The following is a 17,005-nucleotide window of genomic DNA, read 5'->3' on the forward strand; positions in this document are numbered from 1 at the left end:
AACAAACCTGGAAAAAATGCAAAGAATATTAGAATCTAGCAAGCAAGCATTCATTTTTACAAACAAAGCCGGGAAATCTGCAAACAAATCATGAGAGCTAATAAAGGGAATACATAATTTTCAGAACAGTCAAAAAGAACTATTGTTTTTATTAAATATCTGGAAGTTTTTAACTAGAACAGGACTTATGTGGTATAGACAACTATACTCTAACTCTATTAATCTTACAGTATGTAAACCCTTTCAAACATAAAGGAGGTTATTGGCTGATGAAAGTTCATAAAATTAAAGGAGGCAGTATGAAAAATAAAACCAAGCTTGTTGCGCTATCTGCAGCACTAAGCACATCACTCTTTATTCCGGCAGCATATCCGGTATCTGCGCAGAGCGTGGAAGGGGTTAAGCCAACGATGGAAATGAGAAATCATAAAGATGTGAAACACAAAATTCATCCGATTTTTTCGTGGGATCGCCCTGGTCCGATTTCTCCTATTCTTCATCCAGGTTCAGCGGCGGGAGCTGGAATGGTTCAGCAGCCACTCAATGAAATCGACCCATTAATGGAAGAGATGATATCAGAAGGAGTCATGCCTGGTGCTGTCACTTTTGTGGCAAGGCGGGGCCATATTGTCCAACATGATGCATACGGATATTCCTACCGCTATACGGATGATAAATTCACTGAAGCGCAGAATCCTATTGAAATGAAGGAAGATACAATCTTTGATCTGGCTTCAATCAGTAAAATTTTTACAACGACTGCTGCGATGATATTGTATGATGAAGGCCGCTTTCAACTGGATGATCCTGTTGCGAAATATATCCCCGAGTTTGCTGAAAACGGCAAGGAAAATGTAACGATTCGCCAGCTGATGACACATACTTCAGGATTTACTGCATGGATTCCTTTATATTCACAAGGGAGCAGCAGAGAAGATCGCATGCAAATCGTTTTTAAATATCCATTGGCCAATGAGCCGGGTGAAGCGTATACATACAGCGATTTGAATATGATTACGCTCGGCGCACTAATCGAACGCCTTTCAGGACAAAGTCTGGATGAATTTGTAAAAAAACGTGTAACCAACCCCCTCGGTATGAAGGATACAATGTATAATCCTCCTGAATCTTTGAAACAGCGAATTGCAGCCACGGAATATCAGCCTGCTATCGGAAGGGGCCTTGTCTGGGGGGAAGTTCATGATGAAAATGCCTGGTCCCTTGATGGCGTTGCCGGACATGCAGGTGTCTTTTCCACTGCCTCAGACCTTGCTAAACTTGCCCACATGTATGTGAATGACGGGCGATATGGCAGCAAGCAGATTTTAAAGGAAGAGACGGTGAAAATGCTGATTCAAAACCAGATTCCCCAATTTCCTGGTGATGATCATGGCCTGGGCTGGGAGCTTGGTCAGGGGTGGTTCATGGATGCCTTATCAGAGGGAACTTCGCTTGGGCATACAGGGTACACTGGTACATCTATTGTAATAAACCGGAATAATGGCACGATTGCAATTCTCTTAACAAATCGCGTACATCCATCAAGAAATACAGTTACAACGAATATTGCAAGGCGAGCATTTGCAAGACAGGTAGCAGATTCCATTCCGGTTGCAATTCCTGGAAAAGGAGATGCCTGGTTCTCAGGATATGGAGATAAAATTCAACATAATTTAACGGCTAAAGTGGACCTCGATGAAGAGGCGGTCCTGTCGTTTGATACCTGGTACAGAACTGAAACCAATGCGGATATGGCCTTTGTTGAGGTGTCAGAGGATGGCGTCAATTGGACACAAGCGGCACAGCCATTAACAGGCAGCAGCGTCGATTGGAAAAAGGAAAAACTAACGATTCCTGCAGGAACCTCCCACATTCGATTCCGATACCAGACAGACAGTACAGTAAACGGCAGAGGCTGGTACGTTGATAATGTAAAACTCCAGCTTTCAGATGGCCAAAAAGTGACGCCGGCCTTCTCAGGAAACGGGTGGAAAAAAAGAAATTACTAGCATTCGATTTTTTAGTGAAAAGTAAGCTTAAGTGCATATGAAATAAATGCAGTAAGGACGGTGGAAGAAATGGTTAAAGCCCGCAAAGTAATGTTCATTTCCCTTCTCGCAATTACACTTGCCGTTTCGCAGTTATGGATTGGAGGAACCTTGAAAAAAGCATCAGCAGAAAGTACAGCAAAGGATTTAATCATTCTTCAGAATGTGCCTGAGGTCAGCACAGAGAATAGTGGAGATGCATTTCAATTAAAAGCGCTTCATGTGTTTAAAGAAGGACATTTCATGGGAATTTCAGATGGTATGAAATGGAAATCTTCCAATAAAAATGTTGCAGCAGTTGATCAGTCGGGGAATGTCACCTTAATTGGGAGTCCTGGAAAAACCTTCATCAGTGTAACGGACGGAGTATTTAAAGACCGTATAGCGCTTCAAGTAAAACCTGACGGCAAAAAGGGCAGCAAAGGCAAGCCAGCTTTTAAAGTGAAAATCATTAAGGAGCATGGGAAACGGTATGATCTCATTAGCCGGGCAGTGAAAAACATGTCCATTGAAGAGAAAGTCGGCCAGATGCTGATGCCGGATTTCCGCACCTGGAAGGGACAAAATGTCACTGAAATGCTGCCGGAAATTGAGAAGCTGGTAAAAGATTATCATCTTGGCGGGGTCATATTATTCCGTGAAAATGTCGTGACAACAGAACAGACAGCCACACTGGTTTCAGATTATCAGGAAGCTGCCGATAAATTCGGCTTATTGATGACGATTGACCAGGAAGGCGGAATTGTTACTCGTCTTCAATCAGGAACGGACATGCCTGGCAATATGGCGTTAGGAGCTGCCCGTTCTGAAGAAATTTCCCGCAAGGTCGGCAAGGCGATTGGAGAGGAACTGGCATCACTCGGCATTAATATGAACTTTGCACCTGTCATGGATGTAAATAATAATCCCGACAATCCGGTAATTGGCGTTCGTTCATTTGGTGAGGACCCGCAGCTTGTCGCTGACATGGGTGTTGCCTATACCGAAGGATTGCAATCAGCAGGTGTTGCTGCTACTGCAAAGCATTTTCCCGGACATGGAGATACAGCAGTGGACTCACATCTTGGTTTGCCTGAAGTACCTCATGACAAAGAACGTCTAAAAGAAGTTGAATTGTATCCTTTCCAAAAGGGAATGGAAGCAGGGATTGATGCGATCATGACAGCACATGTTACCTTCCCTAAGATTGATGATACAAAAGCAATCTCGAAAAAAACAGGTGAAGAAATTGCAGTTCCGGCCACTCTTTCCCATAAAGTGCTGACAGAACTTATGAGGGAAGAAATGGGCTATGATGGTGTCATTACAACAGACGCAATGAATATGAACGCAATCGCTGAACACTTTGGACCAGTTGACGCGGCCATTCGAGCAGTTAAAGCTGGAACAGATATTGTACTAATGCCTGTTGGACTTCAAGAAGTTGCGGAAGGGCTATTGAATGCGGTGGAGAATGGAGAAATATCAGAAAAACGTATTGATTCATCAGTTGAGCGAATTTTAACACTGAAAATAAAGCGGGGAATTATTAAAGAAGAGACATCACAGCCGATTGATGAAAAAATTGCAAACGCACTTGAGGTTGTTGGATCTGAAGAACATAAACTAATAGAAAAAGAAGCAGCTGAACGTTCAGTCACATTGGTTAAAAATGATAGAGATGCACTGCCATTACAATTATCTCCTGAAGATAATATTGTCGTTGTCGGCAATACGTATATTACAGACTTAAAAAACGCAATCAGCAAGTCTCATGCAAACACAACGGTCATCCAGACCTCAAGCTATGCATTAACGGAAGAGCAGAAGCAGCAAATCAGGAATGCCAGTGCAGTTATTGTGGGCTCCTATACGTTTAATGTATCAGGCCGCTCACCGGACAGCGCCCAGATGAAAATGGTTAATTCCATCATTGCTGAATCAGAAGCTCCTGTCATTTCGGTTGGCATACGTAACCCATATGACATCATGGCTTATCCGGAAGTTGATGCTTACATTGCACAATACGGCTTCAGAACGGCAAGCTTTGATGCATCTGCAGGTGTTGTTTTTGGCCAGGTCAATCCTTCAGGTAAATTGCCTGTAACAATTCCGGGTACAGATGGCAGTGTTTTGTATGAATTTGGCCATGGATTGAGCTATTAGGCACACTGCTATTTTTGAAAAAGAAAGGGTACAGGCAGCCTTAGGGATTTGCCCGTGCCTTCAATCTTAAGAATGAGAATTGTCTAGCTTTAGCGCCAACCCCCTCGAGGTGTCGGGGATGGGCAAGGCGCTTCCGCTTTTCTGATCAAGGAGGGGAAAAATATGAAGAAATGGTTTATGGCATTTTTGACAATGATTCTCGTACTCTCTTCTTTAACTGTTGTGCTTGCAGATAACGGCAATGGCAAAGGAAAAGGCAAGAAAAAGAAATTCGAGCTTGGAGTTGAAGTTCTTTTAGATGATAAGAAGGATCTTATAGAAGGGAAAAGAGTTGGCTTAATTACAAACCCAACTGGGGTAGACCAGAATCTAAACAGCATTGTCGATATTCTGCATAATGATCCCGATGTGGAGTTAACAGCTTTATATGGCCCGGAACATGGAGTCCGCGGAAGTGCACAGGCGGGAGAATACGTTGAGTATTATATCGATGAAAAGACAGGGCTTCCAGTATACAGCTTATACGGAAAAACCAAGAAGCCTACACCTGAAATGCTGGAGAATATCGACGTGCTCCTGTTTGATATCCAGGATGTTGGAACACGTTTTTACACGTATATTTACACAATGGCTTATGCGATGGAAGCAGCAAAAGAAAACAATATCCCTTTCATCGTGCTGGACAGGCCAAATCCTCAAGGTGGAACAAAGGTTGAAGGGCCAGTGCTCGATATGAAGTATTCCTCATTTGTTGGGAATTACCCGATCCCGCTCCGGCATGGGATGACTGTAGGTGAACTGGCCGAATTATTCAATGAAGAGTTCGAAATTGGTGCAGATTTAACTGTTGTCAAAATGAATGGCTGGAAGCGCAATATGTATTATGATGACACGAGCCTTCCGTTTGTCATGCCGTCTCCTAATATGCCAACTTTAGATACTGCTTTAGTATATCCGGGGGCTGCATTGATTGAAGGGACGAATGTTTCTGAGGGACGAGGAACAACGAAGCCGTTTGAATTAATTGGTGCTCCATTTATCAACGCTGATAATTTGGCTGGACATTTGAACAGTCTTAATCTTCCGGGGGTAACCTTCAGAGCTGCTTCGTTTACACCAAGCTTCTCTAAGCATGCAGGACAGCTTTCCCATGGAGTTCAGATTCATGTTACACATCGAGATGCATTCAAGCCTGTTGAGACCGGACTTCACATCGTGAAGGCGATCCATGATCTGTATCCGGAAGACTTCGAATTCCGTGCAGAGAACAGTGCAGGAATTTCATTCTTTGACAACCTGATGGGCAATGGATGGGTACGTGAAGCTATTGAGGAAGGGAAGCCAGTTGAAGAAATCTCCTCCCAATGGCAGAAAGAATTAGAACAATTCAATCAGACACGTGAAGATTATTTACTCTATTAAACTGACAGGAAAGAACTTGGCGGCAAAATGCCCCAGGTTCTTTTTTTTATTATATGGCGGGCCGGCATAATACTGATGGTGCCTGGTACTGAATTATAAAGCCTGTTCATATTATGTAATAATCCATGCAGAAAGAGGTGTGTAAAAATGTTGGGGTTTTTACAAAAGATTGGCAAGTCTTTAATGCTGCCGATTGCAGTCATGCCTGCTGCTGCACTTTTGCTTAGGCTGGGACAGGATGACCTTTTAGGCATTCCGTTTATATCTGCAGCCGGGAATGCTGTTTTTGGACATTTGGCTCTCTTGTTTGCCATCGGGATTGCCATCGGTTTTTCTAAGGATGGAAGCGGGGCAGCTGCCCTCGCCGGTGCAGTGGGTTATTTTGTGCTGGCTGAAGGTGCCGCGGCGATAAACGAAACGGTCAATATGGGTGTTTTTGGGGGAATCATTTCCGGTATTATTGCAGGGCTATTATACAATAAATATCATGATATTAGGCTGCCGGAATGGCTTGGTTTCTTTGGAGGAAAACGGTTTGTGCCGATTATCACATCACTTGTTATGATTGTCATTGCATTTTTGTTCGGGTATGTGTGGCCTCCTGTTCAGGCAGGCATTAACGGTGTGGGCGATTGGATTATTGGTGCAGGTGCCGCAGGTGTTGGAGTCTTCGGATTCCTCAACCGATTATTAATTCCGGTTGGGCTCCATCATATTTTAAACACGCTTGTCTGGTTTGAGTTTGGTGAGTTTACTAATGCAGCCGGGGATGTCATTAAAGGAGACTTATGGCGTTTCCTTGCAAAAGATCCATCTGCAGGAATATTCATGACAGGATTTTTCCCGATCATGATGTTTGGTCTGCCGGGTGCTGCTTTTGCCATGGTTGCAGCTGCTAAAAAGGAAAGAAGGAAAGCGGTGGCAGGGGCGATGGCAGGTCTCGCATTTACTTCCTTCCTGACCGGTATAACAGAGCCGATTGAATTCTTATTTATGTTCTTATCACCGGTACTATATTTTATTCATGCTATTTTAACAGGTTTGGCTATGTCCATCTCCTATGCCCTGGATATTCACCATGGTTTCGGGTTCTCAGCAGGCGCCCTGGATTATATTCTAAACTTCGGCATTGCCCAGAAGCCAGTGCTGCTTGCGGGAATAGGTCTCCTTTATGGTCTTCTGTATTTTGTGGTTTTCTATTTCCTAATCAAGAAACTGGATTTAAAAACGCCGGGAAGGGAAGATGAAATTGAAGGTGAATTTGAAGGGAGTTCCGCTATAAAAGGCAACTATGCTAAAGCTGCAGATGCTTATCTGGAGGCTTTGGGCGGCAGAGAAAATCTCGAAGAAATCGATAACTGCGTGACCCGCCTGAGATTAAAGGTGAACGATATGTCTCTTGTCGATGAAGGGCAATTAAAACAGCTGGGGGCAAAAGGGGTAATAAAGCTCAGCAAAACCAGTCTGCAGGTTATTGTTGGAACGGATGTAGAATTTCTGGCAAATGAATTGAAAAAGAAGTAAATGATAAGCTGGCTCTCAGTCTCGGGGGCCAGCTTTTGTCACGTATCGTATTGCATGGATGCCTCAAATTCCTCTTGAACGGATGAAAAATATGCTTTCCTTATACAGTGAATATTAAGTAATTTTAAGATCTATGCAAATTATAATTCTAATAGCTTTTTATATTTTTCGTTTTTAAGTGTTATCCCCCCTGAACAAGCGCCATTTTTTCTCAGAATAGGATAGTAGTTTAAGCATGTCCAAATTTTAGACATAACATGTTACGTAAGGGTTCCCTTGCTAAATGATTTTAAAGGGGGGATATCATAATGGTAGAACCATTAACGGTGTTAATTGTCATTCTTTTAGCCGTTGTATTGCTTTTGGCAAGTATTCTTGTACCTTCAGCAGAAGGTGCCATCGTGGAGGCAATTTGCAGTCTTTTGGGATGCTCTGCAAATGACGCTTAAAGCAAAATTACAAAAACCCTGGTATACTTCCAGGGTTTTTCATATGAAGAAAATCAAACAAATCTTTTTAACCCTGTAAGTTTGTCCATTTCAAATATACTGCAATTTCATAGAATAGTGAATGAAAACGAAGAAGGACGGGATAAATATGAAGGAAACTAAACCAGAACAGCAGAATTCATCTGAAAAACCGGCAAACAATAAGAATCGGTATAATTCAGATGCTGTAGAAAAACTTGCAGCTAACTTACTGAAAGATGAAAATAATATCAATTTTGGATCTTTATTTAAAATGGCCAATAAGATATTGAAGGATGATTCTCTTATGGGACTGGTTGAAGAAATCTCCCAAAAACCGCCTGAAGATAAAGATAGAGCAGCAATCGAAGAGATTTCAGACATAGAAAATAGAGAACTTGTTTCCTTGCAGAAAGAAATGGAAGCAATAAAGTCCGAATTAAAAACAACTCGAAAAGAGGTAGCTGAATTAAAGAAACAAAACGCTTCCCTTTTAAGCTTATATTTAAAAGTACTCAATGCAGCAAACAATGATTTAAAAAAAGGTATTGGGCTTATATCAGGACTAAGCAAATTATTAAAATAGACACCTAAGGCATTACTTTTTACGGGTAATGCTTTTTTTTGAACAAACCTAGACCGACTTGCCATAAATCCTTAAGATAGAAAGAAAAACTATAGGAAGATGGTGACCCCTTTGGAAGAAAAAACAGAAAGGCTTGCTCAGCAGCAGCTTGATGCTTATAACCAGCAGAACATTGATGAATTCCTGGGAGCATATAGTGATGATGTAACAGTTATGACATTCCCTGGAGATGAGGTCATATATAGAGGAAAAGAAAAAATGAGGGAAAGGTACAGCCAGCTTTTTAAAAACAATCCGAATCAGCATGCTGAGCTGATTTCCAGAATGGTAAAAGGAAATATAGTTATAGATAATGAATATGTTACTGGAAGGGCGAACGGCCAGTCTATTTATGCAATAGCGATGTATGAAATTAAAGAAGATAAAATTCAAAAAGTCTGGTTTGTAAAATAAAATAGTGTTAATTAAAAAATTTCGTAATCCGATCAAAAAAGTATTGTGCTATGCAGGAAAATCATTGATAATCTTTTAAAGATAGAGTGATACTCATCTATACATTTTTCTGATGAGGGGGAGTACATTGAAAATTCGTGTATCCGCTGTGCAGTATCATCTGCACACCATTCGTTCATTTGAAGAGTTTGCCAGGCAATGTGAGCACTACATTAAAACTGCCCAGGAGTTCGGATCGGAGTTTGTCTTATTTCCTGAATTTTTTACCACACAGCTTTTGTCCATTGGAAGCGAGCAGGGAACAAGTCTGACGATTAATGAGCTGCCTGGTTTTACAGAACAGTATAAAAAGCTATTTTCCAATTTTGCTAAAGATACAAAAATGCATATTATCGGCGGTACACACGTTATTAACAGAGATGGCCGCCTTTATAATGTGGCGCATTTATTTTATCCGGATGGGCGGATTGAAGAGCAGGCTAAACTGCATATCACTCCTACTGAAGTCCATGAGTGGAATATGTCACCTGGCGAAGGCCTCCGTGTATTTGATACAGATAAAGGGAGAATAGCCATCCTGACATGCTATGACATTGAGTTTCCGGAAATAGTCCGCATGGCAAAAGCAAAAGGAGCAGATGTTATTTTCTGTCCTTCCTGCACGGACGACCGGCATGGTTTCCACCGTGTCCGCTATACAAGCCATGCAAGAGCTATTGAGAATCAGGTTTATGTTGTGGTCACAGGAACAATTGGTTCTCTGCCTACTGTCGACTTTATGCGTGCCAATTTCGGCCAGGCAGCCGTCATTACACCGAATGATGTTCCATTTCCGCCAAAGGGGATTATGGTGGAAGGTGAGTTGAATGACGATATGATAGTGACTGCCGATCTTGACCTTAGCCTTTTATATGAAGTCCGCGAACGCGGTTCTGTTACGACTTGGCGCGACCGCAGAACGGATTTGTACGTCGACTGGGAAAAAGAAAATATCGAAGGATGAAAAATGGCATATAGAAGCGAATTTTATGTGTTTGACGGGGATAAGCCGGTGCCAGCTGTAATCAGGAATTATACTAAAGAGGATTTTGATCAGTTAATTGACATTCAGGCAGAATGCTTTCCGCCGCCTTTTCCTTCAGATTTATGGTGGAATAAGGAGCAATTAACAAATCATGTGGAACTCTTTCCGGAGGGTGCACTATGCATTGAGGTTGAAGGAGTATTAGCTGGGTCTTTAACAGGGCTAATTATTAATTTTGATCCTTCACACCCAAAGCATACATGGGAAGAAATAACCGACAGCGGCTATATTCGCAATCATAGTCCTCAAGGCAATACATTATATATTGTTGATATAAGTGTCCGCCCCAAGTTCCGAAAACTTGGGCTGGGCAAATTAATGACGCAGGCTATGTATCAGGTTGTCATAAGCTTAGGTCTCGATCGGTTGCTTGGAGGGGGGCGGATGCCTGGCTACCATAAATTCGCCCATGAAATGTCTGCCCACGAATATCTTCAGCAATTGATCGAAGGGAAAAAGAAAGATCCGGTTATCACATTTTTGCTGAGGTGCGGCCGAACTCCGCTTATTGTTGCAGAAAATTATTTAGAAGATGAAGAGTCACTTAATTACGGTGCCTTAATGGAGTGGAAGAATCCATTTAAGGTTTAAGCGGCAAAGGAGATAGTATATTGGAATATATCAGAATTACGAGTATTCATGATCCGCTTTTTGTTAAAATGCATGAGTTAATGAAAGAAGTCTTTCCTCCTGAAGAAGTACTTGAGTTCGAATTGTGGAAGGAACCTCTTGAAGATTCGGGAATTCGTGTGTTTGCAGCTGTTCATGAAGGTGATGTAGTTGGTGCCACAGAATATCGCTACTATCCGCAATGGAATATTGCCATGACAGATTTTACAATCATTGGCCGTCAGGGCTTAAGCATTGGCCGTTTCCTTGCACAAAATCGATCCAAGGATCTGGATGAACTTGCCCGCCAAAACGGTAAGGAGCTATTTGGCATGTTTGCAGAAATTTATGATCCTTATGGGATTGAAGACCATGAATTTGGCGGTGCCAAGCCAATGAACCCATTCGTCCGCCGTGAGGTTTTGTCTCATATGGGCTATAAAAAGCTTGATTTCCCTTATCTTCATCCTTCTTGGAAAAATGATGGGGAAGCAGTTAAGGGCCTTGATTTTTGCTTCATGCCAGCTGATGAAGAAATCACAGAAATTCCTTCTGAATTAGTTATTAATTTCTTAACAGAATATTATTCTGTATTATCTGCTAAACCACAGGATTGGTATACAATGATAGAGCAGTTAAAAGAGAAAGAACATATTTCCCTATTGCCTTTATAATCTGCAAAAAGCCCTTATACTTAAGGGCTTTTTATTTTTATGTTTAGAGGGGAAACGATAAAGGGAATGAATATAATAGTAATGTTCAACCGAAAAGAGGGATCTGTTCATGGCCGTAAAGAGATTAATAAAAGCGTTTATAGCAAAGAAAGGTGTTTCGCTTGTGAAAAAATATGTTGTCCCTGCTGTTAAAAGGAAGCTAAAAAATAGAAGATAAATTTAGGCATCTTCCATTGGAAGGTGCCTTTTTCTCAGGACAAATGAAATGCATAATAACCTGCAATCAAATAGTGTAAATCTCATACACTGAACATTTTTCTAGTTACATAGGATGAAGAAGGACATGTATTATTTTGTAGAAATTATAGGGAATCTGGGTGATATATAAAATTCTGAATTTTCTTTAATATAAAAATGCAGTATTTCGGGACACTTAAATCTTAGAGTGCCGACTACATAGCAGCATTATATTAAGGGGGAATCCATTTGAAAAAGGAAATCTTAATTAAAACCGCATTAGCCGGAGCTCTTGTACTTTCTGCGGGTGGCACAACTGCACTAGCCCATGACGAGTTCAGCGGAGGTATTGAAAAAGGCGATAGTCTGGCAGGTGTTGAATTAGCAGTTCCGTTGCTTGAGGCCAGCAAGAATACAGGTAATCTTCAAGAAGTAGCTGCTGTTCCGCTGAAAGAAGTTAAAGAGGGAGTACAAAATTCATCGGGTGATGTTTATGCGCATAAAGGCTTTGCCTATGTGGGCACACATACTAAGAATGGCGGTGAAGGCGGAGTACGTGTTTTTGATATGAAAGACCCATCAAATCCTGTGGAAGTTTCGTCATTTGCTCATATCCCAGGGACGTGGCAGGAAAAAGTAATTGTAAAAACTGTGAATACAAAATACTTTAAAGGGGACTTGGCTGCAGTCAGCGTTCAAAAGGTGGATCGCACTAACCCAAATGCAAAAGGAGGTTTTGTATTATATGATGTAACAAATCCCCGTGAGCCAAAGGAGCTGGGATTCTGGGAAGATACATCGGGTGCAAGGGGGACACATGAACTTTACCTGACAGTTCAAGGGGATAATGTTTATGTGCTGACTGCAAATTGTTATGCAGATCTTTATTCTCATGGAGAGAAGATGGATGTTAATATTGTAGATGTTTCAAAACCTTCATCTCCTGAAACAATTTATGAATTTAATCCGCGCAATTATATCCCTGAAGTGAGTGATGAGAATTATGACGGGTATAATTGGACAGATGAAGAAGGAATTAACAGGGCAGCATTTGCACATAGCGTCAAAACAGATGGAACTGGCAAAACAGCCTTCCTTTCCTACTGGGATCTGGGTACAATCATGCTTGATATCAGCGATGCCAAAAATCCGGTATATCTTGGGAGAACAGATTTCGACAACGATGTTCAGGGAGCTGCCCATTCGATGGATCTAGCCAAAGGCGGAAATGTGCTTATTGAGACAAGGGAGGTATTCGGGCCAACCAGAGAGGGCTTTGAGAGTGCCTATGGCTACACAATGATTTATGATATTAAAGATAAGGCGAATCCAAAGCTTCTTAGCACCTTTAGAACTGATTTCACTGAGAAGATTCCTGGAGGGGCAACGGTCCACGATCCAAAGGTTCAGGGGAACACATTGTACCTCTCTCATTATGCAGGAGGTGTAAGGACAGTTGATATTACAGACCCGTCCAATCCGGAAGAGATTGGTGTCTATATCCCAAGTAAATCTAACATTTGGGGTGTATTCGTAGATCGCAATTATGTACTCGCATCCGATATGGGTTCTGGCCTGAAAGTTCTGCAGAAGAACGGCAGCCAATAATATTTTTAAAAACAGGAGTCCCTGTGGGAGGCTCCTGTTTTTTTATATCTGCTAATTAATGGAGGTTTTAATTTAATATCAGAGCTTTTGTTGACCCGCATCTTTCCGAGCTTAGCAGCCGTGTATACGAAGAAATGAAGACAGACATCAGGAAAGTTATAGAGGGACTTGTTTCTTAGGTCTGTCGGGAAATGAATTGAAAATGGAAGAAGAATCAGACCGGCTGCATGCCCTTATTGATGGTCTAGTCCTGCATGCTGTAATGAAACCAGATCAATTCAATGAGTATAAAATGAAAGAGATTCTTAGAAAATCACCAGTTATCAATCTGTAAAAAATAAATGTTTTCAAAGCGGCTGAAGATGCAGCCGCTTTTTTTTTGTCCGATATTATTTTTTTATTAGAATGCCTGGAGTTATCTGCCAATATCATTAACTAAACGTTTAACTTTTTCTTGCAAGGGTAGTGAAAACCTAAGAGACCGATTCATTGAAAGGATGATTGATTTGCCAGCATCTCTCAATATAAAGATAAATGGCATAGAAATGAAGGCAAAGAAGGATCAAACCGTTTTGCAATTATTAAACGATAGTTCGATTGAAATTCCTCAGGTTTGCTTCCATCCGAGCCTGGGAGCAATAGAAACTTGTGATACCTGCATTGTTTCTGTTAATGGAAAACTCGTGCGTTCGTGCTCCACAAAAATTAAAGATGGAGACGTAATCGATACTGTGGATCCTGATGTCAAACAGGCGCAGACCATTGCCATGGATAAGATTCTCTTTAATCATGAATTGTATTGTACGGTTTGTGATTATAACAACGGGGGATGTGAAATACATAATACGGTTAAGGCGATGAAAATCAATCACCAAAGCATCCCGTTTGATCAAAAGCCTTATGAAAAGGATGAATCTCATCCATTTTACAGATACGATCCGGATCAGTGCATTCTTTGCGGAAGATGTGTGGAAGCCTGTCAGGACGTCCAGGTTACTGAAACCCTTACCATTGATTGGGAGAGGGAGAGACCAAGGGTTATATGGGATAACGATGTGCCCATTAACGAGTCCTCCTGCGTATCCTGTGGACACTGCTCTACGGTTTGTCCATGTAATGCCATGATGGAAAAGGGAATGGAGGGGGAAGCCGGATTTCTGACTGGCATTGCCAAAAACACCCTTCGACCAATGATTGAAATCACTAAAAATGTTGAAACAGGATATGGATCTATCCTGGCTATATCTGATATGGAAGCAGCTATGCGAGAAGAGAAAATTAAAAAGACCAAAACAGTCTGTACATATTGCGGTGTCGGCTGCAGCTTTGATGTATGGACAAAGGGCCGAGAAATACTGAAGGTGGAGCCTCAGGCAGAAGCACCTGCCAACGGAATTTCTACATGTGTAAAAGGGAAATTTGGCTGGGATTACGTGAATAGTGAGGAACGATTAACGAAGCCGCTAATCAGGGAAGGCGATTCATTCCGTGAAGCAGAATGGGACGAAGCATTGGACCTGATTACACGAAAATTCTCGGAAATTAAAGAACAGCATGGCCCAGATGCATTGAGCTTTATTACATCATCTAAATGCACCAATGAGGAATCGTATTTAATGCAGAAACTTGGCAGGGCAGTCATAGGGACAAACAATATCGATAACTGTTCAAGATATTGCCAGACCCCTGCAACTGTAGGGTTATTCCGAACTGTGGGATATGGAGGGGATGCTGGTTCAATCGAAGATATTAAAAACTCTGAATTAGTGCTCATTATTGGTTCCAATACGTCTGAATCCCATCCGGTTCTTTCTACCAGGGTGAAACGATCCCAGAAACTTAATGGCCAAAAAGTAATTGTAGCTGACTTAAGGGAACATGAAATGGCAGAGCGGTCTGATCTGTTTGTGCGCCCTCGTGCGGGTACGGATATGGTCTGGCTTTCTGCCATTACCAAATACATTATCGACCAGGGATGGGCGGACGAGAAGTTTCTGCAGGAAAAAGTAAATGGCCTTGAAGAATTTGTATCAAACCTGGAGAAATATACCCTGGAATTTGCAGAAGAAACGACCGGGATATCCAAAGATAATTTAATCCAAATGGCAGAAATGATTCATGAAGCCAATAGTGTTTCTGCGTTATGGGCAATGGGTGTCACACAGCATCTTGGAGGCAGTGATACAAGTACAGCCATTTCAAATCTGCTTCTTGTAACAGGCAATTACGCCAAGCCCGGTGCAGGTGCGTATCCTTTAAGGGGCCATAACAATGTGCAGGGGGCAGGTGACTTTGGAAGCAGCCCCGATAATTTGCCTGGGTATCAGAAGGTTTCAAACCCTGATGTGAGAAAAAAGTTTGAAAATGCATGGAGAGTAAAGCTTCCGGAAAAGGCCGGACTGAATAATCACGAAATGGTAGAAGGGATTCATGAAGGCCAGCTGAAAGCGATGTATCTGAAGGGTGAAGATATGGGGCTTGTGGATTCAAATATCAATTATGTGCAGGCAGCTTTTGAGAAGCTTGATTTCTTTGTGGTGCAGGACATTTTCCTTTCCCGTACAGCTGAGTTTGCGGATGTGGTGCTTCCAGCAAGTCCAAGTTTGGAAAAGGAAGGAACATTTACGAACACAGAGAGGAGAATTCAGCGTCTTTACCAGGCGTTCGAGCCGCTTGGGGATTCGAAGCCGGATTGGCAGATTATCATTGAAGTTGCCAATCGGCTGGGAGCGGGCTGGACATATACGCACCCAAGCGAAGTAATGGACGAAGCAGCTGGACTTATGCCATTATACGCAGGAGTTACTTATGATAGATTGGAAGGATACAATAGTCTGCAATGGCCGGTGGCTGAAGATGGAACGGACAGTCCTCTCCTCTATACGGAAGGCTTTCCTTTCCCAGATGGCAAGGCACGACTTTATCCAGTAGATTGGACTCCTGCTCTTGAATACCCAATGGAATATGATATTCATGTCAATAATGGGCGTCTTCTGGAGCACTTCCATGAAGGTAATATGACCTATAAGTCAAAAGGAATCAGCTTGAAAACACCGGAAGTTTTCCTGGAGGTATCACCTGAACTAGCCGAAGAACGAGGATTGAAGGACGGTACGCTTGTCCGCCTGACTTCACCGTACGGCAATGTTAAAGTTAAATGCCATATAACGGATAGGGTTAAAGAAAAGGAAGTTTACCTTCCTATGAATGATAGAGGCGAAGCCGCCATAAATTTATTAACAAGCAGCTATGCCGACAAGGATACCGATACACCGGCATATAAGGAAACGAAGGTAAAGCTTGAAATCCTGAGTGAAGAAGGAAGCAATCCGCTTCCTAGAATTAATCACCGCTATGGCAATCCGCAGCCGCAGATTGGTGTAAACGTGCAAAAGAAATGGGCAAGAAAAGATTATATTTTCCCGGGAGAAATGGTGAAAAAGGAGCGGAAGCAGCATGGCTAAAGCGATTAATAACATCAAGCGTTTTGAATTAAGCCCAGAGGATAAACGCAAAAAGGACCTGGAGGAAGTGGAGAATGCCCTGATAGAAAATAAGGATTCCATTCTTGAGCTTCTGACAGCAGTAGGCCATATGCATGATCGGGGAATACTCTCGTTATTAAATGCCTTATTTGGACAGGGAGATAAAGTATTGAATGTCCTTGTTAAAGCAGTAGATAAACCGGAAGCTACCAATACAATCAAAAACCTGCTTCTCATGGTTGGAACTCTTGGCACCTTAAATGTACAGCAGCTTGAACCCTTGCTGTTAAAATTAAATTCCGGTGTTGCCAGGGTGGCGGAATATAAAGAAACGGATGAAAAAACAAGCTACTTTGATCTGGTAAAGGCATTAAAAGATCCAGAAGTCAATCGGGCGATTACACTTCTGATTACTTTCCTTAAAGGAATGGGAGAAGATACAAGCGCCATGGAAAGGAACACCCAGCTTCCAGAAGATCAGAAAATGCACAAAATGGAGAAAAACGAAAGAGATGTCCCTCCTAACAAAAGAGAATGACAACAAGCCAGTGACCCCATTTAAGGTCACTGGTTTTTTATTGGAAACGATAAAATCAGGCAAATAGCCTTAAATATTGTCAATATTCTCTTTAATATCAATTTAATAGCAAAATTTTTGTGGAA

The 17,005-nt window shown here is 41.9% G+C and carries 14 protein-coding genes; all 14 read left to right on the plus strand.

The genetic code is table 11. From position 1 onward, the window contains the following. Positions 1-269 precede the first annotated feature (269 nt). The 14 genes from QUF73_00365 to QUF73_00430 all read left to right on the plus strand — a co-directional run bounded on the left by QUF73_00365 (position 270) and on the right by QUF73_00430 (position 16,880). Positions 270-2,009, plus strand: a complete 1,740-nt coding sequence (locus QUF73_00365; GenBank protein ID MDM5224658.1) for a serine hydrolase — start codon at positions 270-272, stop codon at positions 2,007-2,009. Positions 2,010-2,078: 69 nt separating this feature from the next. Next, positions 2,079-4,193 (plus strand): glycoside hydrolase family 3 protein, encoded by a 2,115-nt coding sequence (locus QUF73_00370; protein MDM5224659.1) that lies wholly within the window; start codon positions 2,079-2,081, stop codon positions 4,191-4,193. Between the two features lie 162 nt (positions 4,194-4,355). Next, positions 4,356-5,615: a DUF1343 domain-containing protein gene (locus QUF73_00375; GenBank protein ID MDM5224660.1), complete on the plus strand. Its 1,260-nt coding sequence runs from the start codon at positions 4,356-4,358 to the stop codon at positions 5,613-5,615. Positions 5,616-5,762: 147 nt separating this feature from the next. Then, positions 5,763-7,139: an N-acetylglucosamine-specific PTS transporter subunit IIBC gene (nagE, locus tag QUF73_00380; protein ID MDM5224661.1), complete on the plus strand. Its 1,377-nt coding sequence runs from the start codon at positions 5,763-5,765 to the stop codon at positions 7,137-7,139. Between the two features lie 308 nt (positions 7,140-7,447). Then, positions 7,448-7,588, plus strand: a complete 141-nt coding sequence (locus QUF73_00385) for a hypothetical protein (protein MDM5224662.1) — start codon at positions 7,448-7,450, stop codon at positions 7,586-7,588. A 148-nt stretch (positions 7,589-7,736) separates the two neighbouring features. Then, positions 7,737-8,192, plus strand: coding sequence for a hypothetical protein (locus QUF73_00390; GenBank protein MDM5224663.1), 456 nt, complete (start codon positions 7,737-7,739; stop codon positions 8,190-8,192). Between the two features lie 102 nt (positions 8,193-8,294). Beyond that, the gene (locus QUF73_00395; GenBank protein MDM5224664.1) at positions 8,295-8,645 is read left to right on the plus strand and encodes a nuclear transport factor 2 family protein; all 351 of its coding nucleotides are present in this window, start codon (positions 8,295-8,297) and stop codon (positions 8,643-8,645) included. A gap of 127 nt (positions 8,646-8,772) precedes the next feature. Then, positions 8,773-9,648 carry a carbon-nitrogen hydrolase family protein gene (locus tag QUF73_00400; protein ID MDM5224665.1) on the plus strand — a complete coding sequence of 292 codons (876 nt, stop codon included), beginning with the start codon at positions 8,773-8,775 and terminating at the stop codon, positions 9,646-9,648. Positions 9,649-9,651: 3 nt separating this feature from the next. Beyond that, positions 9,652-10,320 (plus strand): GNAT family N-acetyltransferase, encoded by a 669-nt coding sequence (locus QUF73_00405; protein MDM5224666.1) that lies wholly within the window; start codon positions 9,652-9,654, stop codon positions 10,318-10,320. A gap of 20 nt (positions 10,321-10,340) precedes the next feature. Further along, positions 10,341-11,012 carry a GNAT family N-acetyltransferase gene (locus QUF73_00410; GenBank protein MDM5224667.1) on the plus strand — a complete coding sequence of 224 codons (672 nt, stop codon included), beginning with the start codon at positions 10,341-10,343 and terminating at the stop codon, positions 11,010-11,012. Positions 11,013-11,498: 486 nt separating this feature from the next. Then, positions 11,499-12,857 carry a hypothetical protein gene (locus QUF73_00415; protein ID MDM5224668.1) on the plus strand — a complete coding sequence of 453 codons (1,359 nt, stop codon included), beginning with the start codon at positions 11,499-11,501 and terminating at the stop codon, positions 12,855-12,857. 202 nt (positions 12,858-13,059) lie between these two features. After that, positions 13,060-13,191, plus strand: coding sequence for a TetR family transcriptional regulator C-terminal domain-containing protein (locus QUF73_00420; protein ID MDM5224669.1), 132 nt, complete (start codon positions 13,060-13,062; stop codon positions 13,189-13,191). 163 nt (positions 13,192-13,354) lie between these two features. Beyond that, positions 13,355-16,321, plus strand: a complete 2,967-nt coding sequence (fdhF, locus tag QUF73_00425; GenBank protein MDM5224670.1) for a formate dehydrogenase subunit alpha — start codon at positions 13,355-13,357, stop codon at positions 16,319-16,321. Further along, a complete protein-coding gene (locus QUF73_00430) occupies positions 16,314-16,880 on the plus strand; it encodes a DUF1641 domain-containing protein (protein ID MDM5224671.1) in 567 nt (188 codons plus the stop codon). The genes fdhF and QUF73_00430 overlap by 8 nt, the downstream gene beginning before the upstream one ends. The last annotated feature ends 125 nt before the right edge of the window (positions 16,881-17,005 follow it).

It is taken from the genome of Cytobacillus sp. NJ13, from assembly GCA_030348385.1.
Taxonomy (GTDB): Bacteria; Bacillota; Bacilli; order Bacillales; family Cytobacillaceae; genus Cytobacillus.

Bases quoted from the DNA above. Each gene is read 5' to 3' on its own strand.
- QUF73_00365 (MDM5224658.1), top strand. From the start codon at position 270: ATGAAAGTTCATAAAATTAAAGGAGGCAGTATGAAAAATAAAACCAAG.
- QUF73_00370 (MDM5224659.1), top strand. From the start codon at position 2,079: ATGGTTAAAGCCCGCAAAGTAATGTTCATTTCCCTTCTCGCAATTACA.
- QUF73_00375 (MDM5224660.1), top strand. From the start codon at position 4,356: ATGAAGAAATGGTTTATGGCATTTTTGACAATGATTCTCGTACTCTCT.
- nagE (MDM5224661.1), top strand. From the start codon at position 5,763: ATGTTGGGGTTTTTACAAAAGATTGGCAAGTCTTTAATGCTGCCGATT.
- QUF73_00385 (MDM5224662.1), top strand. From the start codon at position 7,448: ATGGTAGAACCATTAACGGTGTTAATTGTCATTCTTTTAGCCGTTGTA.
- QUF73_00390 (MDM5224663.1), top strand. From the start codon at position 7,737: ATGAAGGAAACTAAACCAGAACAGCAGAATTCATCTGAAAAACCGGCA.
- QUF73_00405 (MDM5224666.1), top strand. From the start codon at position 9,652: ATGGCATATAGAAGCGAATTTTATGTGTTTGACGGGGATAAGCCGGTG.
- QUF73_00420 (MDM5224669.1), top strand. From the start codon at position 13,060: ATGGAAGAAGAATCAGACCGGCTGCATGCCCTTATTGATGGTCTAGTC.
- fdhF (MDM5224670.1), top strand. From the start codon at position 13,355: ATGATTGATTTGCCAGCATCTCTCAATATAAAGATAAATGGCATAGAA.
- QUF73_00430 (MDM5224671.1), top strand. From the start codon at position 16,314: ATGGCTAAAGCGATTAATAACATCAAGCGTTTTGAATTAAGCCCAGAG.